This is a genomic window from Enterococcus sp. VV15 (assembly GCF_005236045.1).
Taxonomy (GTDB): domain Bacteria; phylum Bacillota; class Bacilli; order Lactobacillales; family Enterococcaceae; genus Enterococcus_B; species Enterococcus_B durans.
The window spans coordinates 49761-73200 of record NZ_QPTY01000002.1 but is presented as its reverse complement, the minus strand read 5'-3'; the positions used below and the strand labels follow the sequence as shown (position 1 = coordinate 73200).

The window sequence follows — 23440 nt, the reverse complement described above, 5'->3', positions numbered from 1 at the left end:
TTTGCTATACTATTTAAGTTGAGAAATAAAAGCAGAAGCACCCGCTTCTCGCCTTAGTTGACACAGTCACTGGGCTAGATAGTTTTCATCTACTTGATTAGGTGAATGACGTGCGGGTTCTGGAAGAGAACTCGTTTTTTTATTGCCGTTTATCCGGCAAGCTTTTCTTTCTCTCATAATATTTGGAGGTGAATGACCATAGCAAAGGATATGATGGTTAACGACGGCATTCGTGCGCGTGAGTTACGATTGATCGGTTCAGATGGTGAGCAATTAGGGGTTAAAACAAAAGCAGAAGCATTGAAGATTGCAGAACAAGCAAATTTAGATCTTGTGTTAGTTGCACCAGGTGCGAAACCACCAGTTGCGCGAATCATGGACTACGGGAAATACCGTTTCGAGCAACAAAAGAAAGACCGCGAGGCGCGTAAAAAACAAAAAGTGATCAATGTAAAAGAAGTTCGTTTAAGTCCAACAATCGATTTGAATGACTTCAATACAAAACTTCGTAATGCACGTAAGTTCTTAGAGAAGGGCGATAAAGTAAAAGCTTCTATCCGCTTCAAAGGCCGTGCCATTACCCATAAAGAAATTGGTCAAAAAGTCTTAGATCGCTTAGCTGAAGAAACTGCTGATATTGCAACAGTGGAACAAAAAGCGAAAATGGACGGACGCAGCATGTTCTTGACGCTGGCACCGAAAAACGACAGTAAGTAATTTGAATGACTAACTGGCTGTTGGACAGTCGATAGTCGGATAACGAAAGATTTTGAGGAGGAAATATAGTCATGCCAAAACAAAAAACACACCGCGGATCAGCAAAACGTTTCAAACGTACTGGTAAAGGCGGATTAAAACGTTTCCGTGCGTTTACAAGTCACCGTTTCCACGGTAAAACTAAAAAACAACGCCGTCAATTGCGTAAAGCAAGCATGGTTTCTAGTGGCGATTTCAAACGTATTCGTCAACAACTAGCAAAAATGAAATAAAAAACACAAACAAACGAAATTTGAAGATTTATTTTTATTAGGAGGAATTATACATGGCACGTGTTAAAGGTGGAACAGTAACTCGTAAACGTCGTAAAAGAATGCTAAAACTAGCAAAAGGTTACTACGGTTCAAAACACACTTTATTTAAAACAGCAAAAGAACAAGTAATGAATTCATACAACTACGCATATCGCGATCGTCGTCAAAAGAAACGCGACTTCCGTAAATTGTGGATCGCTCGTATCAACGCAGCGGCTCGTATGAATGGCTTGAGCTACTCAAAATTGATGCACGGTTTGAAATTAGCTGAAATCGACATCAACCGTAAAATGTTAGCTGACTTGGCTGTCAACGATGCAGCGGCATTTACTGCATTGGCTGACCAAGCTAAAGACGCTTTAAGCAAATAAGCTTATAAAGCAATATAGCAAAGTGGATTCTGGGACAATAGTCCTTCTTAAAAAGAATATACGCCTGATTTTGATGTACAAGATCAAAATCAGGCGTATTTTTTCTATTTTAGACACTTTTTCCTTCATATATGTTGCTAATTTTATTAAATTTAGTGCCATGAGTGCCAACCCAATATCAATTTTCGCTCCTTCTTTTCCACGCAAATGAAAACGATGGAACGCTAATTGAGCCTTTAGATGGCCATACACTGATTCGACTTCTATTTTTCGTTTCCGATAAATCGAACCGGTTTTTTCTTCTAAAAGCTTTTTCTTGCAGTCCGCTTTAAAATAGCGCCAATTATTATTTACTTGAATTTGTCGATTTCGCTCACTTTTCATTTTCGTACATTGTGAACGGAGGGGACACCCTTGACAATCCTCACACTCATAGATTTTGAAATCCCGTACAAACCCACCTTTATCTTTTCTTCGACTATATTATTTAAATGGAACAGGGCGTTTTACTGGGCAAATATATGAATCTTGTTCTTCGAGATACAACCAATTTTCCACGTGAAATGGTTGGTTCCTATACTTTTCTTTCTTTATAATAACCACTATAAGTGATCAAGGGTGTTTTATGTAGGATGTCATAGATATACATGTAATTCTCTTCGCTACCATAACTAGCATCTGCCACAATACACTCTGGGAGTTCTTTGTGCTGGTCTAAAAATGATCTAAAAATGGATTGAATGTGTTGGTATCGTTTGGATTTGGGAATAAGTCATACGCTAAGACATATTGATTTTCTATTGCGATTTGTAAATTGTAGCCTGGTTTTAGCTGTCCGTTCCCTATGTAGTCGTCTTTCATTCTCAATGACTTGATTGGTAATCAATTGACGTCGAAATAAGACAAATGCTTCCACTAAAAGATGAGCAGTTGTCTCATGACTTCGGAATCGATTGCTGGTGCGATAGCTGACTTGTTCATGATTCGTTAACCAATGCATATAATAACTATCATCCAATAGAAACTCAATTTTTCTTCCAGAAAGTACTCGTTGGGTATACGCATAAAGAATAATTTTTAACATCATTTTTGGATGATAGGCTGGACGACCAAGTTCGTATTCCAATTGATGAAAGAGGTGGGATTGATTCGACTAAGGCATTGACTGTAAAGGCGACATCCGTTTCTGGAATATATTGTTCCGTAAAGTGGTTTGATTGATGGTATAATTTTTAAACATAAGGCACACTCCTTTGATTTTTGTTTAGTCACTTTAATCATACAAGGTTGTGTGCTTTTTGTGTACCTTAAAATCAAAAAAGCGGGACAAAAATCAGAAAAAAACTGATTTTTATCCCACTCTCGTTTTTTTGAAATTCCCGAAAAACCTGACTTTTGGACGCCGTTTATTCGAGAGTCTGTAGTAAACCTGGTTTTTAGATTTGCCTCATACGCTCTTCTATTTCTATATTGGCTCCTATTTTTCGTAAGAGAACATAGATGATTCCCAACAGCAAAATATTTTTAGAGATACAATAATTAGTGTTTTCTAATCTTATCCACAATGATTATACGTTTATTTTAATGTAAGCGATTACTTAATTCGTTAGAATGAGGTTTCTGATATATCAGAGTGATCTGTTGATTTAGTTAAAAAGAAAATGGAGGGGCAGTATGAGTGATATTATTATAGGTATTTTATTAGTTATTTCGTTTTTCTTTATGGTTTGGTATTGTGTGAAGGGTTACAACTTGATGATTGGTTTAGCGATCATGGCAACGGTTTGGATGAGTTTGGCGTTAGTAGGTAATTACTTTTCTCCTAACCCAGCAATGGAAGGTCAAGGATTGATCGATGTATTGACACATATCTATGCAACGGGCCCTGCAGAATATGCGAAATCGATTTTAGTAAATGTATTTTTTGGTGCTTTCTTTGGTCGAGTGTTGGTGGATAGTGGTATAGCAGCTACATTGATCCGAAAAGTAGTGGAACTTGGTGGGGATAAACCACGGATCACGATGAGTTTGCTTTGCATCGTAACTGCTATTATCTTTATGTCTATGACAGGGATCGGGCCAGTTATCTCGATTGCAGTAATTGTTTTACCTATCTTGATGTCATTAGGGATTTCGGCTCCGATTGCATTGTTTTCATTCATGGGTTCGATCATGGCAGGGATTTTTGCGAACATTGTGAACTTCAAGCAATATCAAACGATCTACGCTGGATTCAATCCGGCAGCAGAAAGCTACACATATAACGATTATTTCCAAATCGGAATGATTGGTATGGTTGTAAGCTTGGTAGTTGTTTTAGTTGTGTCTAATATATCAATGAATAAAAAGAAGCGTTACGCAATGGCTGCTGAAATGCAAAGTGATGGCGGTGATGCACCGATGATTTCTTGGTTAGCAGTACTTATCCCAGTTTTAGGTGTCGTGTTATTAGATGTTCCGATCATTTTAGGATTTATGATTGCTGGAATCTGGGCATTATTTTTTACTGGGAAACTACGTGGAGGATATAAAGAAATCTGCCGTCAATTCGCTAAATTATTTACAGATGGAGCGACAGATGTTGCGCCGATGGTTGGCTTTTTAATGACTTTGGCAATGTTCAATAATTCTGCTGCGTATGCTTCTTCTTATTTCTCAGCAATTTTTGGGGACTTTATTCCAAAAACGCCTTTAGTTTTGGCTATAGCATTTGCCATATTGATACCACTTGGGTTTTTCCGTGGTCCTTTAAGTTTAGTGGGTTCTGGTTCAGCCATTCTAGCAGTTGTTTTAGCAGTGAATCCAACAATGCCCGTTGCCTTCTTATTTCCGCTATTTGCAACAACGACGATTGCGCCACAGCATTTAGATATTACGCAATCATGGGTAGCTTGGGGCTTAGGCTATACAAAAGTATCTTCAAGAGAGTATATGAAAAAATCAATTCCAACTGGTTGGATAATCGGGGCAATTGTCTGTATGATCACGTTCTTATTGTACGGTAACTTCTAACAGATTGTGACAATAGAAATGAAATGGAGGAATGACGGATGAAACGGTTTGTACGAATGGGGATCGACGTTGGCGGGACACATACAAAAGCGGTAGCAATCGATAATGCCACACATGAAATTATTGGGAAGTCTTCAGTGAAGACGACACATGATCATTTGAATGGGGTGGCAGCAGGAGTGGTGCAGTCTTTTCAAAACTGTTTGCAAGAAAATCAAATCAGTCCAGATGATGTTGTTTTCGTGGCTCACTCGACAACGCAAGCAACGAATGCATTGATCGAAGGAGATGTAGCCAAAGTTGGAGTAATCGGCATGTCGAAAGGTGGTCTTGAAGGGTTCTTAGCCAAAAGACAAACACGATTGAACGATATTGATCTAGGGAACAAGAAAAAAATCGAAATCGTCAATGCTTTTTTACCAGTAAAACATTTGAACGTGGACCGAGTGGCTGAAACGATTTCTAATTTAGAAAAAGAAAAAGCGGAGGTACTAGTATCTTCGATGGCCTTTGGGGTAGATAATGGTGAGCCAGAACGTGTTGTTTATGAAGCTGCTTCTTGTAAAGCCATTCCAACAACGATGGCATCTGATATCACTAAATTATATGGACTGACTAGAAGAACGAGAACGGCAGCAATCAATGCCTCTATTCTGCCTAAAATGCTAGATACTGCTACTTCTACAGAAAATTCAGTGCGTGAAGCAGGGGTCAACGTTTCTTTGATGATCATGCGTGGCGATGGGGGCGTTATGGAAATCAACGAGATGAAAAAACGTCCAGTATTGACAATGCTTTCTGGACCAGCAGCTTCTGTGATGGGATCATTGATGTATTTGCGGGCATCCAACGGAGTCTATTTTGAAGTGGGGGGCACGACAACTAATATCGGTGTCATCAAAAACGGCCGTCCGGCAATCGATTATTCGATCGTTGGTGGACATCCAACCTATATTTCTTCATTAGATGTTCGAGTGTTAGGAGTAGCAGGTGGTTCGATGGTTCGCGCCAATCAAGTAGGGATCATTGATGTAGGCCCACGTTCTGCGCATATTGCAGGTTTGGACTATGCTGTATTTACACCGACAGAAGAAATCAAAGGACCGAAAGTAGTATTCTTTTCACCAAAAGAAGGCGATCCGGCAGACTACGTTAAAGTCGTGATGGAGGATGGCCAAGAAGTAACGATCACAAATACTTGTGCAGCAAATGTATTGGGATTAGTGCAAGAAGAGCATTTTTCTTATGGAAATGGCCCTTCTGCCCGTAAAGCGCTACAAGTTTTAGCAGATTATTGTCAAACTACAGTAGAAGATATTGCGGAACAGATCATGGCAAAATCGTATGCTAAAATCGAACCAGTTATCTTGGAGTTAGCTGAAAAATACCATTTAGAAAAAGATCAGATTTCATTGGTAGGTGTAGGCGGCGGAGCTGCTTCACTGATTACTTATTTTAGTAATAAAATGGGCGTAAAATATTCGATCCCTGAAAATGCGGAAGTGATTTCGTCAATCGGTGTTGCATTAGCGATGGTACGAGATGTTGTAGAACGGATCATCCCATCTCCAAGTAAAGAAGATATTCGTGCATTGAAGAATGAGGCAATGAATAAAGCAATCGAATCAGGAGCAACACCGGAATCAATTGAGATCCATGTTGAAATTGATCCTCAAACATCAAAAGTCACAGCTATTGCTACGGGGTCGACAGAAGTGAAAGCAACTGATTTAACAAAAGAGATCACGCTGTCAGAAGCGTTGGAGTTAGCTGCTGAAGATATGCGAGTTTCTACAGCGGAAGTCGAGGTAATGGAAAGCACACCGTTCTTTTATGTGGTGGGTGAAAAAAAACGTCCGAAAAATGCCGGAGCGATCCGAATCGTAGACCAAAAGGGCTTTATCAAAGTACAGCGAGGGAATGCTGCTTGCTTAAAAACGACTGCTGGCAATTATTTATCTGCGGTAGAAAAACTATGGGAAGAGATGGCAGTTTATCAAACGGAACTGATCGCTCGTCCAGAATTTTATCTCTGTCTGGGGGCAAGGATCTCTGACTTTACTGCAACGGATCTTGAACAGCTACAATTATTGATGGATCTAGAAATCTCTACTTTGGAACCAGGGGAAGAAGTGATTGTTGTTGCTGGAAACATCAAGCAAACATAAACTAAATCGATTGCTCAATGAGTTGTTTACTATCTCAGAGGAAAGTTGGGGGTATTATCAATTCCAAAGAGACATTTTAAGAAAAAAAGTCTCTTTGGAGCAACAAAAAGAATTTATTCAACAAGCCATCATGTGTGGGAAACAAACGGCACGGGCCTTGCGGAAAAAATATCCCCATAAGAACATCATGGAGCTTTGTGGAATATTAGGCACTAACGTAGTGCACTGTAAATCAGAAGCAACAGCTGAACGTGTAACTTTTGCCACCTATGACAAAGAAGAGGGTATCCGATCGATGTTGGAACCTATCCAACGTTTTGTACAAGAAAGTGAACATCCAGATCTAACAACGACCAAAATCACTGATTCGATTTTGGCCCATGAATTATTCCATCATATCGAGATGAGTTATCCATTGATCTATACACAACAAACGAAAATCGAACTATGGCATATCTTTTCTTACAAATATTATTCAACGATTCGTTCCCTGAGCGAAATCGCCGCAATGAGTTTTTCACAGGAAATCAATCAGTTTGGTTTTCATCCATATATATTGGAGGTAGCGATGGTTTGGCCGTACGATCCAGAGCGAAGTGAAAAATTATCGGCAGAATTACAAGAGATCGAACAAAGAAAAATCGAATCTTGAAATAATAAAAAGTTAGCTAGACAGGATAGTTCGATTTTTGGCTATTAAAAAAGACAGTTACTCTCAAAATTAGCGCTGCTATTTTGGGATCATCTGTCTTTTTTAGTGATTTTTTTGTCTGATAGTATTTGCGAGCTAAAGAGGTTGATGTGAGTTTTTAAGGTTTGATGAACCATCTAAAAGGAAATTCAATTGTTCAATAGAATTGACCGATTCTTCTTCTCACATCTCTCGATCTAATCTTTCTCAAAATAATCTGGGTAAGCCTGTCGTACATATTCCTGTTCTTCAATGATCATATGCATATGCATGCTGCAAAGAAAACTCACTTCATCAAGGTTATGATCGATCATGGATTGAAGGAGTGTTTGGTGCTCATCTAAAACACGACCCCAACCCAGTTCTGTAATACTCAACCGTAACCATCTGAATCGGTCAAGATGTGTACTGTAGCTTTCGATCCAATTCCAGATTTCTGATTTTTCAGCAACTTTATAACAGGTACGGTGGAACGCTTTATCTAAATAGAAAAATAATTTTTTATCTTGAGTCGTGATTGCATGATCGGTTTGTTCCAAAATATCTTCTAATATCAGTTGATCCTGTGGGGTCATTTTAGCGCTGCATTCTTGAAGAATAGGATTTTCTAGCTTTTCTCGAGTATAGAGAGCTAAGGATGCAGAACGAATATCGATCTTTGACACGAAGGTTCCAGATTGTGGGATCGTTTTGATCAATTCTTGGTTGCGTAACTGGATCAACGCTTCTCGTATCGGTGTGCGACCGATGGCAAGTTGTTCTTCTAAGACTTTGTCTGAGATTCTGCTTCCAGGTGCTAACTCAGAATAAATAATCTGCTTACGTATTGTTTCGTAAGCCTGTTGTTGTAAGTTTGTGCCAGCCATAAATGCTCCTTTCTACACAATGTTTTACAAGTATTATAACATAAATCGTTTACAGGAAAGAGAGGAGCGAAATAGGTCCAAACAAAAAAATCCAAACATCAAAGATGGACTGATGTTTGGAACAAGAGACTCAATTTTTTAACAAAATGATCAATCAGGTCGTATCTCATGCAGTTGTTTGACACGGCCACCGATCTGTTTAGCAAATGCTTCAGAGTCTTTTTTCTCTTTGAAAATCAACAAGTTATCAGGGTTCTTTTCTCGTGTGCGGCAGCCAGTTTTATCAATGTAACCATGCAATACTTTGACAACATACATGATGATCACCTGCTTTTTTCTCTTTATTATACAAATTGCCCTATATAACACAAGAAAAAAGTCTCTGATTTTCTTAAATAAAAGGAAAGTTTTTTGCGTAGAGAGAAATCATCCGTTCGCCAACTGCGCGTAGTCTTTGAATAGTTGATCCAACTGTGTATCAAAACGACTGAGTTTGACTAATCGTTGCGTATCGGCAGTTAAAAAGCAATGTTTGCTCAAGCCAGTAGTTCGTAACTGATTATCTGCTAAACCATAGATTTCATAGGTGAAATCTAAACGAGTGCCCGTATACTTCGCGATTTTCGGTAAGATACGGACGGTTTCGCCATAGCGAACCATTTCCTTGTATTGGCAAGTGACCTCAAGTACGGGAATGATCAGTCCTAATTCTTCGATTTTTTTATAACTGAACCCTAAATAATCGAGTAATGCCACACGCGATTCTTCTAACCAACGAATGTAATTGCTATGATGGATGATTCCTATCTGATCAGTTTCATAATAAAAAGGTTCTCGAATATATCCAGTAAACAGTTCCATAAAATAACTCCTTGATCTTAATTTTTTTGACTGAAATGATGCATCCATTGTGGTAAGTGCTGACTGATTTGCGTAGGGAGCACAACGTATTGTGATTTGGCTAATTGATCTCCGATATAGCTATGAAGATAGACAGCCGCTGCGATTGTCTGGTCATTCTTGGGGAATTGGGCGAGAAAACCAGCAATCGTACCTGCCAAAGTATCCCCCATTCCACCAGTTGCCATTGCAGCAGAACCTACGGTATTTTGATAAATCATTTTTTGACCATAAATAGTCGTCTGGTGACTTTTTAGTACGACAGTCGTTCCTAGTTCTCGCTGTTTCATGCTATTTTTTTCTTTCGTTTGATCAGCGATCGTTAATGAGGTGAGTCTCTGCCATTCCATTTGATGTGGTGTGAAAACTGTTTGTTTAGGATAAGGAAGTTCTAGCTGTTCCTTTGCAAATAAAGTTAGAGCGGAACCATCCATGATCAGCCATTGTTTTTTAGTTTGATGAGCTAAAATCAACTCAAGTAGATTGAAACTTTCAGGAGTAGTGCCGAGTCCAGGACCTATCAATAAAATGTCAGCTGTTTCAAGTACGGAAAGAATCATTTTTTTATCATGCCAATCGACACACATTGCTTCTGGCAAATGGGCATGAAGAGGGGCTTGATTTTTAGTAGCGGTGATGACAGTTGTCAAACCAGCGCCGCTATTGACTGTAGCTAAAGCGCTCATGATGATTGCGCCGCCGTATTGTTCATTGCCGCCAATTAAAACTGTCCGACCGTATGTCCCTTTATGTGATTCAGCTGGACGTGGAGTAATGACTTTTTGTACCAAACGTTCATCTATTAACATCGAAATGCCTCCTTTCTTGTATTATAGCGTAGATATTTTTGTTGGAAAACTCTTTGGACTAGGAATTGTCAGATTTTTTGAACTATTTTTTTCTTCGATTTATGGTATGATGAACAGGTAGACTTAATGAGTGGAGGATTAACTTTATGACAATCAATTGGCAAAAAGAAGTAGAAGCACGTAAAGAAGACTTGCTTGAAGACTTAAAAAATCTTTTACGTGTCAGCAGTGAACGTGATGATTCAAAAGTAACACCGGATGCACCCTTTGGACCTGGTCCTCGTGATGCGTTGAAACACATGTTAGCATATGGCGAACGTGATGGCTTTGTTGTCAAAAACGTAGATAATTATGCAGGACATATCGATCTTGGTGAAGGTGATGAAACATTAGGGATTTTTGGCCATATGGATGTTGTACCTGCTGGTGATGGTTGGGATACTGATCCTTATGAACCAGTAATCAAAGATGGCAAAATCTTTGCGCGTGGTTCAAGTGATGACAAAGGCCCAAGTATGGCAGCTTATTATGCAATGAAAATCATTAAAGAACTAGATTTGAAATTGTCTAAAAAAGTTCGTTTCGTTATCGGTAGTGATGAAGAAAGTGGCTGGGGCGACATGGCTTATTATTTCCAACATGAAGAAGAACCTGACTTTGGTTTTTCTCCTGATGCTGAGTTTCCAATCATCAATGGTGAAAAAGGAAATGTATCACTTGCTTTGAGATTCCAAGGCGATAACGAAGGTGACTACGTATTGAAATCCTTTGTTTCAGGTTTGCGTGAAAATATGGTCCCTGGTACAGCTACTGCAACTCTTCAAGTACCAGATGCGGATGCAGCGATTGCAATGGAAGAAGCATTCTATAAATTTACTGAAGCAAATCCAGTTAGTGGTTCGATCGAAGCAGACAATACGTATGTAAAAATCGACTTAATCGGAAAAGGCGCTCATGGAGCAAGTCCTCAAGCAGGAATCAATGCAGGGACATTCTTAGCTCTTTTCCTAGATAACTATGAATTTATTGGTTCGGCAAAACAATTTATCCATGTTGCAGCAGCGTATGTCCATGAAGATTTCTATGGTGAAAAACTTGGCGTGGCATATGAAGATGAAAAAATGGGTAAATTAACAATGAACGCTGGCTTATTTACCTTTAAAGAAAATGGAACAGAAGACGATAACTTCATCAACATGAACTTCCGTTTCCCACAAGGTGTGACTGTTGACGGTTTAGAAAGTGATATCTTAGCAACAGTCAAAGAAGAAGGAGCTTCAATTACTCGTGGTGCACGTGTAATGGAACCTCACTATGTACCAATGGATGATCCATTGGTTGCAACATTGTTACAAGTCTATAAAGATCACACAGGTGAAGAAGGTTATGAACAAATCATCGGTGGCGGAACTTATGGACGTCTATTGAAACGTGGTGTTGCTTACGGTGCGATGTTCCCAGGCTACACAGATACAATGCACCAAGCAAATGAATTTATGAGTTTAGACGATCTATTCAGAGCAACGGCTATTTATGCAGATGCCATCTATCGTTTGGCTAAATAATCATTGATTAAAAGCAAAAAGAAACGAATCGTTACGGTTCGTTTCTTTTTTTTGTGCATCAAGTTGATGTCAGTTTATTCGTTTTTTCAAGAATATGCCAAGTGTTACAAAAAGTATACCAATAGTAGGTAAAAGAATTGGTGAACTTGTTTCGTTTGTTTTTGGCAAGGATTTTGCAGAGGCGTTTTGTTGTTCGCTGGCTACTTTTACCGTACTAGTTGCTTGTGGTGCTTCACTTGTTGCTGATTGAGAAAAATCTGTTCCGACATTGTTCAACGTTTCTTTTATCCGTTTGATGCTTGCTTGTAGATCTGTTTTTTTAGAGTCAAAATCAGCCATGACTGCTTTTGCGTCAGTGATTTTTGAATGGATGTCTGCACTAGCTGTTTCGATCTCTGTTTGGACATTGTTTATGGAAGCAGCAGCAGATTGCCCGAAAGCATTCAATTCATCTTGGAGTGCTTTTGCTTGTTGGATCTTTGCATCTATATCATTTTTGGCAAGTTCAGCTTTCGCTTTTGCATCTGCTAGATCTTGTTGGATTTGTGCGTGATCTTTATCTGCTTGGTCTTTTAATGCAGATAAGTCTTGCTCGATTTGTTGATGATGTTCAGCTAATTGATTTTTTGCTTCTTCTAAGGCCTGTTCGATTTCTTTTCTGCGATTTTCTAAATCTTGTAATGTATCCCTGCTTGAAGAAGTTTCTGTAGCCGAGCTATCCGTTTCTGACCCAGTGCTGGAAGTTGTTTCGCTAGTTGGCTGACTGTCCGTAGTTGCCGAAGAAGAATCTTCCGCAATAGTTGTGGTTGTTTCTATAATTTGACTATCAGACGTTGTATCTGCTTGTACTTCTTGTTGAAGAAAAAAGCAGCGGAAAGTCAAGAAGGCTAGTGATACAATAACTATTTTTTTCATAATTTCCCCACTCTCGATACTGTTTACTAACTTATGATTATAGTAAAAAAGGCAACAAATAACTATGAACAATCTTAAGAGTTTGTCTAATTATTACCAAATCATGTTAATGTAAAAAATTTGATTTTAGTATTAAATGCAGAGAATTCCTCTCTTATGATTGAAATATATAAAATTGGTATATAATATCACCGTGTGATATTTTTTCTTCTTTTTACTTTTATTATACTATTTAGACAGTATTTTTTATAAATTTAAAAAAATATGTTCATTTTTATTTTAAAGTGGTATACTCATTTTATTGATTTTTAGATAATTTCTTGAAAGTTTTCAAAAAAGAAATATTTATCAATGATTATTGCATTCATTTAGATGGATGATTGTTCTAGGAGGAAGAAGATGAAAGCTTATATGCAACGAATGGGACGCTCTCTGATGTTACCAGTTGCCGTTTTACCAGCAGCTTCATTGTTGGTGGGAATTGCAAACTGGATCGTTGGAATGGGTGTCAGTAATGCTGGTACTACATTTTTGATGAATGCAGGACTAGCAATTTTAAATCACTTGGCATTATTGTTTGCCGTAGGATTAGCTTTAGGAATGTCTAAAGATAAAGATGGTTCAGCAGCACTTGCTGGACTAGTGGCGTACTTAGTCCCACAAACGGTCTTATCATCTACGTCTGTGCAAGGCCTATTGGGCTTGGAAAAGCTGAGCGATGTGAATCCTGCGTTCAGTACAATGGATAACAATGTATTTATTGGGATCATCGCCGGTTTGACCGCAGCAACGATGTATAATCGGTTTAGTCAAGTTAAATTACCGATGGCGCTATCGTTCTTTAGTGGGAAACGGTTAGTGCCTATCATGTCGGCATTAGCGATGTTGGTTATATCTGGCGTTCTTTTATTCATCTGGCCAAGTGTTTATGATGTATTAGTGGCATTTGGTAAAGGAATCTCACGCTTAGGCTTTGTAGGGGCTGGCTTATATGGCTTTTTCAATCGCTTGCTGATTCCAACAGGGCTTCACCACGCGCTGAACTCTGTTTTTTGGTTTGGTGTAGCTGGTATCAATGATATCGGGAATTTCTTAGCAGGTCAGCAAGCCTTAGATAGTGGCCAAGCAATCGTTGGTCAAACAGGGATGTATCAAGCGGGCTTCTTCCCAGTCATGATGTTCGGCTTACCTGCTGGAGCATTAGCAATCTATCAATGTGCACGACCAGAAAAGAAAAAGCAAACTGCTTCTTTGATGTTGGCAGCAGCTTTTGCATCATTTTTCACTGGTGTGACTGAGCCATTGGAATTCTCATTTATGTTTGTGGCTTGGCCATTATATGTTTTGCATGCTGTTTTTACTGGTATCTCATTAGCTGTCAGCGCCTTTTTCCATTGGACGGCTGGATTTGCTTTTAGTGCTGGTTTTGTAGATTACTTTTTGTCGCTGAAAAATCCTGTAGCAAATCAACCTTTGATGCTTTTAGTTCAAGGAGCTGTATTTGCGGTTATCTATTACTTCGGCTTCCGCTTTGCTATTCAAAAATTCAATCTGATGACACCAGGAAGAGAAGAAGCAGCAGGGGAAGAAACACCTGATATTGCCACGGGTGATGATAAATTTGCTATTTTAGCAACACAGATCTACCAGGCGTTAGGTGGAAAAGAAAATGTACGTGTCATCGATAACTGTACGACGCGTTTGCGCCTTCAAGTTCAAGACACTGACAAAGTCGATCAAGAAAGAATCAAACAGACAGGTGTCCCTGGAGTGAAAGTGATCGATAAAACAAATATCCAAGTAGTCGTAGGTACACAAGTCCAATTCGTTGCTGATGAAATGAGTCGTTTGCAACAAGGTGGAACAAACACAGGCGAATCTATAGCTAAGCCTATGATCGTAGAAGAAAAAACAAACTTACCTGGACAGCAGCTAGCTATTTATGCGCCTTCAAAAGGCGAATTGATTCCAATCAGCGAAGTAGCTGATCCTGTATTCTCTGAAAAAATGATGGGAGACGGTTTTGCAGTTTTACCTGAAGCGAATGAAGTATTTGCTCCTATTTCTGGAACGATCTTAAATGTCTTTCCGACAAAACATGCGATCGGTATTCAAACAGATAATGGACTCGAAGTATTACTGCATATGGGGATCAACACGGTCGATCTTAAAGGCGAACCATTTACGCTTTATGTTGAAGAAGGACAACGAATTGCTCGCGGACAATTGATTGCGGTAGTCGATTTAGAAATGCTTGAAGAAGCAGGTAAAAAATCAGATATGATCGTTGTTTTCACAAACGGAGCAGCAGTCAAGGAACTGGCTATTCGCTCAAATGCACTCGTGCAAGCCAATGAAGTGGTTGGACAGGTAAAAGGATAATTTTAAGAAAAAAAGTGCGAATGACGAGCCATTTCTGGCTGTATTCGCACTTTTTTCTGTAGTATCAGGAACTACGAGCGTGGGACAAAAGTAAGAGACATTTTTGTCTCATTCTTTAAAAACGGATAAACGGTGGTAGCAGAAGCAACTCCTTGGGAAATAAGCCGAAATTCACAAAAATTTGAAAAGCAATTTTCGTTGATTTCTTCTTATTTCTCGGAGTTAAACACTTCTGTCCCAGCCTTTTAGCGTCTAGCGGTTTAACTTAACGGCTGTACCACTACAAGTAACCATTAGCATTCCATTGTCGCTACCTAATACCTCATAATCCATTTTGACACCAATGATTGCGTCTGCTCCAAGGGATTTTCCACGGTCTTCCATTTCTCGGAGTGCTTCTTCACGAGCAGTCATCAATTCGTCTTCATAACTTTTTGAGCGACCTCCAAAAACATTGCGTAAACCAGCACCTAAGTCTTTCAATACATTGATCCCTGTGATTACTTCACCAAATACGATTCCTTGGTAGGACTCGACTGTTCTATCTTCAACACTGTTTGTTGTTGTAATGATCATTCAATCACTCCTTTCTTTAAAATTAGTATACCAGAATATATGGCAAGAACAGAGAGGAATGGAAAATAAAAATCAAAAATTTAGTGATAAGTACAGCGCATCATTTCCCAAAAAAGCCGATTTTATTATATACTGAGAATGTAGGAAAAAACGGGGGATATACAGAAGCTTGTCTTCAAAAAATGAAAGCGGAAACAAACGTACCTGAAGATGAAAGAAGGCGAACGTAAATGAAAAAAAGTATTTTGCTTATTTCCCACAGCCAAAAGGTGACAGATGGTCTGAAAGAAATGATTGAACAAATGCAAAAATCAGAGGATGTCACTATTTTTTCTTTGGGAGGGATCGATGGTCAGATTGGTTCAGATCCAATGAAGATCATCGATGCAGTAGATCAGTCAAAGGATGTAGAAGCGTATCTAGTTTTTGCGGATATTGGCAGTGCGGTACTAAATGCTGAAATGGCCAAAGATATGCTAGATGAGGAAGTGCAAAAAAAATACTACCTTGTTGATGCACCTCTTGTGGAAGGGGCATTTGCTGGTGCAATTACTGCAGGAGTGACGGATGATATCACGCAAATCATAGCGGAAGCGAAAAAAGCCGGACAGAAAGGTTGGTCATAAAATGAAAAAAATCATGAATGAAGCGGGAAATATCGTAGAAGAGATGTTGCAAGGAATTGTGAAAAGTTACCCGGAACTTATCCATCGTGTAGCTGATTCCAGAGTAATAGCAAAAAATGAAGAGGTCGAACAAGTGGGGTTAGTTTCTGGTGGTGGAAGTGGCCATGAACCGGCACATGCAGGCTTTGTCGGAAATGGGATGCTGAGTGCTGCTGTTTTGGGGGATGTCTTTACTTCTCCAACGCCAGACCAAGTACAAATAGCCATCAACGAAGCAAATCAGGGAAAAGGCGTTTTGCTGATCGTGAAAAATTATACTGGTGATATTCTAAACTTTGATATGGCCAAAGAAATGGCTGTGATGGATGACATCCAAGTGGAAAGCGTTGTGGTCGACGATGATATTGCGGTAGAAAATAGCACCTATACTGCAGGAAAACGCGGTGTTGCTGGTACGATCCTGGTCCATAAGATTTTAGGAGATGCGGCTAGAAAAGGGCAATCTTTAGCAGAGTTGAAGGAACTAGGGGATCAAGTAGTGCAGGCAATCAAGACGATTGGTGTCGCTCTTCGCGCTGCTACTGTTCCGGAAGTAGGTAAGCCAGGATTTGAATTGGCAGAAGATGAGATCGAATATGGAGTCGGCATTCACGGTGAACCTGGTTATCGCAAAGAAAAATTGCAACCATCCAAAGTATTGGCTAAAGAGTTGGTTACTAAAATCCTAGTTGATTATACGGAAAAACCGAAAGAAGTCGGCGTTTTAGTCAATGGTATGGGTGGCACACCACTAATGGAACAATTTGTTTTCATGAATGATGTTTTAGCTTTGTTAGAAGCAGAAAATATAAATGTGATTTTTCATAAAGTCGGAAATCTAATGACTTCTCTGGATATGCAAGGACTTTCTTTGACGATGATCGATTTGAAGGATAAAGACTGGCGAGAAGCATTGATAAGTGACGTACAAACAATTTCTTGGTAAAGGATGAATGACAGATGGATATAACGGTAAAAGAGATACAAGAATGGTTGATTAAATTTACAAAAGAAATCAATGAAAACAAAAGTTATCTTAGTGATCTAGATACGCCGATTGGTGACGGTGACCATGGAAATAATATGGGGCGAGGTGTTTCCGCATTTGAAGACGCCTTTAAGAAAGAGGAACCGACAACAATCAGTGACACCTTTAAAGTTCTTTCAATGGCAATGATCTCCAAAGTTGGAGGAGCTTCAGGTCCTCTATATGGTTCAGCATTCATGAACATGATGAAAGCGACAAAGGATGTTGACGTCATCAATTCACAAGAGCAATTAGGGAAAATCATCGAAGAAGGTACAAATGGGATACAAGCAAGAGGAAAAGCTGAAGCAGAGGATAAAACAATGCTAGATGTTTGGTTGCCTGTTACGGAAGCATTAAAAAACAATCAGCTAACCGCAGACGTCATCGAAAATGCCAAAGAACATACTAAAAATTTGGTCGCAAAAAAAGGACGTGCCTCTTATTTAGGGGAACGGGCGATTGGACACATTGATCCAGGAGCAGCTTCTAGTGCAATCTTATTCCAGACATTACTTGATGTGATTCATGGATAGAAAGGGCTATTTATAAACTGTATAAGCCTAACTTTGAACGACAGCATAAACTGTTGCGAAAATTAGGCTTTTTGTTTGCTTTCATGTGTCTACCTAGAGTTTTTTCTGACAGAGGTATTTACCAAAAGTTAAAATCGAGAAGAAAGAATCACTCTTTAGCATGAAAAAAAGAATTTGATCCTGATTAAAATAACGAAACAATCAAAGATGACTTGTGCAAAACAGAGGTGAGAACACTGCTACTTTTAGCAATGTTCTCACCTCTGTTTTACTGGTTATTGTCGGGTCAAAACGTTTTTTTTTGGGCAACTTTATTCGTGGTGTTCAAGAAGCTGTTTCGAAAAATCCATTCTTATTGTCGGCGGAGCTGAACGGCCTTTTCACAACCTTATCTACGGTGTTCAAAGAGCTGACCTTCAACAATAAGTCAAAAAATCTCAAAATATGGAAAGCTATTTCGAGATTTTCATCCTTATTTCTCAGGTCAAAACGCTCTTTTCACAACCTTATCCTCGATCTTTTTGATCATACACTTCTTTGACGTTGATAAATTGATCGAGTATTGGATTTTCTCCTTTTAGGTCAGCTGCGAAGCGGATACCGTCAATGTTGATTCTGGCGTTACGGTAGTAGTCAGTTCCTAGTTGTCCCCATGCAGGAGTTGAGGCATCGACATTGCAGAAGATATCAAATCCTTGTTGTTTCAAGTAAGCAAATTTTTGATTTGCTTCGGAATAAGGTTGCCAATCGCTGATGTCAGCGCCGAATGGATAGATCAGGATATTTGTTTTGCCTAAAATAGGTGCAACTTCATTTTGCCAACGTTCATTATCTTGTTGGATATCGGTTAAAGAAGCTTGTGTCATATTCAAGTGTCCCCATGTGTGGGAGGCAAAACTCCAACCGTCTTTCTTTAATTGATCAGCAACTTTTTTTGCTACTCCGATTTCTTTATTTGTTTTTTCGTTATCACCGTATTCGGATTTTGATGTACGGTAGCCTAGTACACCATTATAGCCTGTTAAAGCTAATGTTCCTTTGGCGCCTTGATAAGAAAAATCGGGATGTTTTTTTATGAATGAATCGATCAGGGGAACCATATCATAGTCACCAACAGTTTCCTTCTTATTGTCGATATAAATATTCTTGATTTGGTTCTGTTTATCGACAATCAACTTACTTGGAAAACCTGAATTGTCCATGTATTCATAATAGCTGACATCGTCTTGCGAAAGAATTAACGGTTTCTTTCCTTCTGGAAGAGAAACACCTGTAAAGGTCAGTTTTCCATCTGTTCCTTTTTTGACTAATCCATTTAGATTAACAAGAACATAGTTATTTTTATATAACTGGTCAATGGTTTTATTGAATTCGGAAATAGTGACCATATAATCTTTATACCCTTGTGCTTGTTGGGTATGAAAAGCCTTAGTTGGATCAACGATCAGACTATGAAAGAAGACGTGTGAGATTTTGGTCGGGTCTTCCCATTTTACCAACGATTCTTTTTCTTTTTTCAAGGTTGCTAACAATTGTTGCGCTTCTTTGGCGTCGTCTTTTTCAAGTAAGGCGATGGCTTCATCATAACGATAACTTGCAGCAAGCTGTTTTGCTTGATCAAGCTGTTTCGTCGTTTGTTTATCTTCAACAGGTTTTGAGCTGCTTGAGTGTTGAGTTGTTTGACTAGCATTTTCTAATTTATTGTTTGTTGTTGCTTGTGTAACAAAAAAGATACTTACACCTAGAATAATAACAGTGCATACAGAAGTGACAGCCAATATGATTTTTTGTGTATGTTTCATTTTATCGTCCCCTACTACTTTTTGATTTCAAAAACCCCCATAAGCTTTTCTTAACCTTTTGAAAAACTTCCCATAACCATTGTAACGAATATAGAAACAAGTGTAAAAGAAACTTTTGTTTTTTTTTGACTTTTCTCTTATTTTCTTTAATTAGAGCGCTTTTTATGAGAAGTACTATTTTGTAAAAGTTATAAAGTGAGAGAGGTGAAAATGTTCGGATTTTCGCTGTTTTTATTTCCAAGAAAAACTAAAATAAAAAAAATTTCACTTTTTTGTTGACAAAGAAAAAATGCCGTTCTATGATAGACACATATTAATTAGATAACAGGCAATGATCAAAACGAAGTAGTTATTAAAGCCAATGTTTCAGAAAGCTAGTGGTTGCTGAGAACTAGTACATGCTTTAAAGCGAATTACATTTTAGGAGCCTATGGCAGTGATGCCACGCGACAGCGTTAAATGTTCGAGTGATATGTTTTACTACAAAACATATAAAATGGGTGGTACCGCGAAATTTCGTCCCTTGGTTAATCTTAACCAAGGGACTTTTTGTCGTTTCCACTCAAGTAGTACAAATGAAGCATGCTAGCAGGTTCCTGCTTTCATAAAAAAATTATACGGAGGGCATTAAAATGAATATTATCGATGAATTAACTTGGCGCGACGCCATTAATCAACAAACGAACGAAGAAAGACTTCGTGAGCTCGTTGACGAAAAGAGTATCTCACTTTATTGCGGTGTTGATCCAACTGGAGATTCTATGCACATCGGACACTTGATCCCATTTATGATGATGAAAAGATTTCAATTGGCGGGCCATCATCCATATATTCTTATTGGTGGCGGAACAGGAACGATCGGTGATCCAAGTGGACGCAAGACAGAACGAGTGTTACAAACAATGGAACAAGTGCAACATAATGTAGATGCACTATCAAATCAAATGAGAAAATTGTTCGGAAAAGATGCAAATATTACATTTGTGAATAACTACGACTGGTTATCAAAAATATCATTACTTGAATTTTTGAGAGATTACGGTAAAAACTTCAACATCAATACGATGTTGGCAAAAGATATCGTCGCAAGTCGTTTAGAAGTAGGGATCTCATTTACAGAGTTTACTTACCAAATCCTGCAATCAATTGACTTCTTACATTTACACAAAACATTCGATGTTCAATTACAGATCGGTGGGGCCGACCAATGGGGCAACATCACAGCTGGATTGGACTTGATCCGTAAATTAGAAGGGCCAGAGGCAGAAGCGTTCGGTTTAACGATTCCGTTGATGCTTAAAGCAGATGGAACTAAATTTGGTAAAACTGCAGGTGGCGCAATCTGGCTTGATCCTGAAAAAACATCCCCATTTGAATTCTACCAATTCTGGTTGAACCAAGATGATCGTGATGTAGTGAAATACTTGAAATTCTTTACTTTCTTGACACAAGAAGAAATCGCTGAACTAGCGAAAAAAGTAGAGACTGAACCTGAAAAACGTGAAGCACAACGCCGCTTAGCAGAAGAAGTGACGAGATTCGTGCATAGTGAAGAAGACTTGAAAGAAGCGCAAAAAATAACAGATGCATTGTTCTCTGGAAATATCAAAGAATTAAATGCAGCAGAAATTGCACAAGGGTTTGGAAAAATGCCAAACGTAGAAATTTCAAGCAATCCTGAAAATATCGTGGAACTACTTGTTTCCACAAAAATTGAACCATCAAAACGCCAAGCGCGTGAAGATGTTTCAAACGGAGCTATTAGTATTAACGGTGACCGTGTTACCGATTTAAATTTTGTCATAAATCCATCTGATGCATTCGATGGTAAGTTTGTGGTTATTCGAAAAGGTAAGAAAAATTACTTTTTGGCCAAAGTAGTTGATTAGAATTTAGTAAATTTTTGTCTTGAAAAAGGTTAAGACTATTACAAGATTCCAATTTTGAAACCCATCCTAAAAAGGAAACGCTGGTTGTCGTTAATACAATCCTTGCGAGGGAATTTACTTTTGTAAATTCCCTCGTTTTTTTTAATTTTTTTAAATGTGTAAACAATTTAGACAATTGACGTTTATGAAATTTCTATTAGAAAAACGATTGTGATTTAGTTTACAGAAATAAAAAACAGGTGTAATGTAGGCCTCGACAAAATTTAAATATTTTTTTTAGGAGGGTTTCACATGGAATCATTGTCAAATGATCTAAACCTTAACGCCCTATTTATCGGGGACAAAGCTGAGAACGGCCAAATCTATAAAGCTTTGTTAAACGATTTAGTGGACGAACACTTAGGATGGCGTCAAAACTACATGCCTCAGGACATGCCTATCATTACGCCAGAAGAAAAAAGCAGTGCAAGTTTTGAACACACTGTGAACCGCACGAAAGATGTTTTATCAGAAATTTCAGCACGTATGCGTACTCATTCCGTACCATGGCATAATGCCGGTCGCTACTGGGGCCACATGAACTCTGAAACATTAATGCCATCTTTACTAGCGTATAATTTCGCAATGTTATGGAATGGTAATAACGTCGCTTACGAGTCTTCTCCAGCAACAAGTCAAATGGAAGAAGAAGTAGGATTAGAATTTGCAAAATTAATGAGCTATAAAGATGGCTGGGGACACATTGTTGCCGATGGCTCTTTAGCAAACTTAGAAGGACTTTGGTATGCACGTAATATCAAATCTTTACCTCTTGCGATGCAAGAAGTAACGCCTGAATTAGTTGCTGGTAAAAGTGATTGGGAATTAATGAACATGTCTACAAAAGAAATCATGGACTTGTTAGACAGTGTTCCAGATAAAATTGATGACATCAAAGCACATTCTGCACGAAGCGGGAAAAACTTACAAAAATTAGGAAAGTGGTTAGTACCACAAACAAAACACTATTCATGGCTAAAAGCTGCCGACATTATCGGTGTTGGGTTAGACCAAGTTATCCCTGTACCAGTTGATCACAACTATCGCATGGATATCAACGAACTTGAAAAAATCGTTCGTAGTTTAGCAGCTGAAAAAACACCAATCTTGGGTGTTGTCGGTGTAGTTGGTTCAACCGAAGAAGGAGCAATCGACGGAATCGATAAGATCGTTGAATTGCGTCGCGTACTAGAAAAAGACGGTATTTATTTCTACTTGCATGTAGATGCTGCTTATGGCGGTTATGGCCGTGCGATTTTCTTAGACGAAGACAACAACTTCATTCCTTTTGAAGAATTGAAAGACGTACATTTCAAACATAACGTCTTCACAGAAAACAAAAATTATATTTTAGAAGAAGTTCACAGTGCATATAAAGCAATCGAAGAAGCTGAATCTGTAACGATCGACCCACATAAAATGGGGTATGTTCCTTACTCAGCCGGCGGCATCGTTATCAAAGACGTACGCATGAGAGATGTGATCTCTTATTTTGCAACATACGTATTTGAAAAAGGTGCAGACATTCCTGCTTTACTAGGTGCATATATCTTAGAAGGTTCAAAAGCTGGTGCGACAGCTGCTAGTGTTTGGGCTGCTCACCACGTATTGCCTTTAAACGTAACTGGTTATGGTAAATTGATGGGTGCTTCAATCGAAGGGGCACATCGATTCTATAACTTCTTGAATAACTTATCATTCAAAGTTGGCGATAAAGAAATCGAAGTACACCCATTGACATATCCGGATTTCAATATGGTTGACTATGTATTCAAGGAAAAAGGCAACGACGATTTAGTTGCAATGAATAAATTGAACCATGATGTGTATGACTATTCTTCATATGTCAAAGGAAGCATCTATGGAAATGAATTCTTGACATCACATACAGACTTTGCCATCCCAGATTACGGAAATAGTCCATTACAATTTGTAAATCAATTAGGATTTTCTGATGAAGAATGGAACCGTGCTGGTAAAGTAACTGTCTTGCGTGCAAGTGTTATGACACCATACATGAATAAAGAAGAACATTTTGAAGAATATGCTGAAAAAATCAAAGCAGCTCTTCAAGAAAAATTGGAAAAAATCTACGCAGATCAATTATTAGCAAGCGAAGCAAAATAATCGAATAAGGTGGCTCTGATTCCGTCTGAAAAAGACGGGGTCAGCTACCTTTTGTTTTGAGATTGTCTT

At 38.6% G+C, this 23440-nt stretch carries 20 protein-coding genes, 1 pseudogene and 2 other annotated features; of the genes and pseudogenes, 13 read left to right on the top strand and 8 right to left on the bottom strand.

The window, feature by feature from the left end:
• Positions 1–23: 23 nt before the first annotated feature.
• Positions 24–149 (top strand) — a sequence feature (ribosomal protein L20 leader region).
• A 43-nt stretch (positions 150–192) separates the two neighbouring features.
• The 3 genes from infC to rplT all read left to right on the top strand — a co-directional run bounded on the left by infC (position 193) and on the right by rplT (position 1402).
• Entirely contained in the window at positions 193–717 is a 525-nt protein-coding gene (gene infC / locus DVW83_RS01385) for a translation initiation factor IF-3 (protein WP_016177253.1), read from the top strand.
• Between the two features lie 71 nt (positions 718–788).
• Positions 789–989, top strand: a complete 201-nt coding sequence (gene rpmI, locus DVW83_RS01380) for a 50S ribosomal protein L35 (protein WP_002289309.1) — start codon at positions 789–791, stop codon at positions 987–989.
• 53 nt (positions 990–1042) lie between these two features.
• Positions 1043–1402 (top strand): 50S ribosomal protein L20, encoded by a 360-nt coding sequence (gene rplT / locus DVW83_RS01375; RefSeq protein ID WP_005875407.1) that lies wholly within the window; start codon positions 1043–1045, stop codon positions 1400–1402.
• On the opposite strand, the pseudogene DVW83_RS01370 reads toward rplT, so the two are convergent.
• Positions 1391–2642, bottom strand: a pseudogene (locus tag DVW83_RS01370) (transposase). The gene rplT and the pseudogene DVW83_RS01370 overlap by 12 nt on opposite strands.
• Positions 2643–3076: 434 nt before the next feature.
• On the opposite strand from DVW83_RS01370, the gene DVW83_RS01365 reads away from it, so the two are divergent.
• Genes DVW83_RS01365 through DVW83_RS01355 form a run of 3 tightly spaced genes read left to right on the top strand, consistent with a single transcriptional unit; the run spans position 3077 to position 7234 of the window.
• The gene (locus DVW83_RS01365) at positions 3077–4414 is read left to right on the top strand and encodes a citrate transporter (protein WP_104660306.1); all 1338 of its coding nucleotides are present in this window, start codon (positions 3077–3079) and stop codon (positions 4412–4414) included.
• Positions 4415–4452: 38 nt separating this feature from the next.
• Positions 4453–6582 (top strand): hydantoinase/oxoprolinase family protein, encoded by a 2130-nt coding sequence (locus DVW83_RS01360; RefSeq protein ID WP_104660307.1) that lies wholly within the window; start codon positions 4453–4455, stop codon positions 6580–6582.
• On the top strand, positions 6551–7234 hold the full coding sequence (locus DVW83_RS01355) for a hypothetical protein (protein WP_137238924.1): 684 nt from the start codon (positions 6551–6553) through the stop codon (positions 7232–7234). The genes DVW83_RS01360 and DVW83_RS01355 overlap by 32 nt, the downstream gene beginning before the upstream one ends.
• Positions 7235–7470: 236 nt before the next feature.
• Here the strand turns inward: DVW83_RS01355 and DVW83_RS01350 are convergent, their stop codons facing one another.
• From DVW83_RS01350 to DVW83_RS01340, 4 genes are all read right to left on the bottom strand, one after another.
• Complete coding sequence (locus tag DVW83_RS01350; RefSeq protein ID WP_104660309.1) at positions 7471–8139, bottom strand: GntR family transcriptional regulator; 669 nt, start codon at positions 8137–8139, stop codon at positions 7471–7473.
• A 150-nt stretch (positions 8140–8289) separates the two neighbouring features.
• Entirely contained in the window at positions 8290–8466 is a 177-nt protein-coding gene (locus DVW83_RS15035) for a hypothetical protein (protein ID WP_005875420.1), read from the bottom strand.
• A gap of 99 nt (positions 8467–8565) precedes the next feature.
• On the bottom strand, positions 8566–9000 hold the full coding sequence (locus DVW83_RS01345) for an acyl-CoA thioesterase (protein WP_104660310.1): 435 nt from the start codon (positions 8998–9000) through the stop codon (positions 8566–8568).
• Positions 9001–9017: 17 nt separating this feature from the next.
• Complete coding sequence (locus DVW83_RS01340) at positions 9018–9848, bottom strand: NAD(P)H-hydrate dehydratase (protein ID WP_104660311.1); 831 nt, start codon at positions 9846–9848, stop codon at positions 9018–9020.
• A 146-nt stretch (positions 9849–9994) separates the two neighbouring features.
• Here DVW83_RS01340 and pepV point away from each other — a divergent pair, with 146 nt between their 5' ends.
• Positions 9995–11413, top strand: coding sequence for a dipeptidase PepV (pepV, locus tag DVW83_RS01335; RefSeq protein ID WP_104660312.1), 1419 nt, complete (start codon positions 9995–9997; stop codon positions 11411–11413).
• Between the two features lie 69 nt (positions 11414–11482).
• Here pepV and DVW83_RS01330 read toward each other — a convergent pair whose 3' ends face one another.
• A complete protein-coding gene (locus DVW83_RS01330; protein ID WP_104660313.1) occupies positions 11483–12328 on the bottom strand; it encodes an LPXTG cell wall anchor domain-containing protein in 846 nt (281 codons plus the stop codon).
• Between the two features lie 399 nt (positions 12329–12727).
• Between DVW83_RS01330 and nagE the strand changes: the two genes are divergently transcribed.
• Positions 12728–14710 carry an N-acetylglucosamine-specific PTS transporter subunit IIBC gene (gene nagE / locus DVW83_RS01325; protein WP_123862715.1) on the top strand — a complete coding sequence of 661 codons (1983 nt, stop codon included), beginning with the start codon at positions 12728–12730 and terminating at the stop codon, positions 14708–14710.
• 252 nt (positions 14711–14962) lie between these two features.
• Here nagE and DVW83_RS01315 read toward each other — a convergent pair whose 3' ends face one another.
• Positions 14963–15286 (bottom strand): putative heavy metal-binding protein, encoded by a 324-nt coding sequence (locus tag DVW83_RS01315; RefSeq protein WP_005875430.1) that lies wholly within the window; start codon positions 15284–15286, stop codon positions 14963–14965.
• Between the two features lie 230 nt (positions 15287–15516).
• Between DVW83_RS01315 and dhaM the strand changes: the two genes are divergently transcribed.
• The 3 genes from dhaM to dhaL are packed head-to-tail and all read left to right on the top strand — an operon-like array spanning position 15517 to position 17514.
• Positions 15517–15912, top strand: coding sequence for a dihydroxyacetone kinase phosphoryl donor subunit DhaM (dhaM, locus tag DVW83_RS01310; protein ID WP_104661206.1), 396 nt, complete (start codon positions 15517–15519; stop codon positions 15910–15912).
• A 1-nt stretch (position 15913) separates the two neighbouring features.
• Complete coding sequence (dhaK, locus tag DVW83_RS01305) at positions 15914–16897, top strand: dihydroxyacetone kinase subunit DhaK (protein WP_104661207.1); 984 nt, start codon at positions 15914–15916, stop codon at positions 16895–16897.
• Positions 16898–16911: 14 nt separating this feature from the next.
• Positions 16912–17514, top strand: coding sequence for a dihydroxyacetone kinase subunit DhaL (gene dhaL / locus DVW83_RS01300; RefSeq protein ID WP_104661208.1), 603 nt, complete (start codon positions 16912–16914; stop codon positions 17512–17514).
• A 506-nt stretch (positions 17515–18020) separates the two neighbouring features.
• Here dhaL and DVW83_RS01295 read toward each other — a convergent pair.
• On the bottom strand, positions 18021–19316 hold the full coding sequence (locus tag DVW83_RS01295; protein ID WP_104661209.1) for a polysaccharide deacetylase family protein: 1296 nt from the start codon (positions 19314–19316) through the stop codon (positions 18021–18023).
• Positions 19317–19638: 322 nt separating this feature from the next.
• Positions 19639–19843 (top strand) — a binding site (T-box leader).
• Between the two features lie 105 nt (positions 19844–19948).
• Between DVW83_RS01295 and tyrS the strand changes: the two genes are divergently transcribed.
• Both tyrS and tdc read left to right on the top strand, forming a co-directional pair.
• The gene (gene tyrS / locus DVW83_RS01285) at positions 19949–21205 is read left to right on the top strand and encodes a tyrosine--tRNA ligase (protein ID WP_081133811.1); all 1257 of its coding nucleotides are present in this window, start codon (positions 19949–19951) and stop codon (positions 21203–21205) included.
• A gap of 291 nt (positions 21206–21496) precedes the next feature.
• Positions 21497–23371, top strand: a complete 1875-nt coding sequence (tdc, locus tag DVW83_RS01280) for a tyrosine decarboxylase (RefSeq protein WP_104661211.1) — start codon at positions 21497–21499, stop codon at positions 23369–23371.
• The last annotated feature ends 69 nt before the right edge of the window (positions 23372–23440 follow it).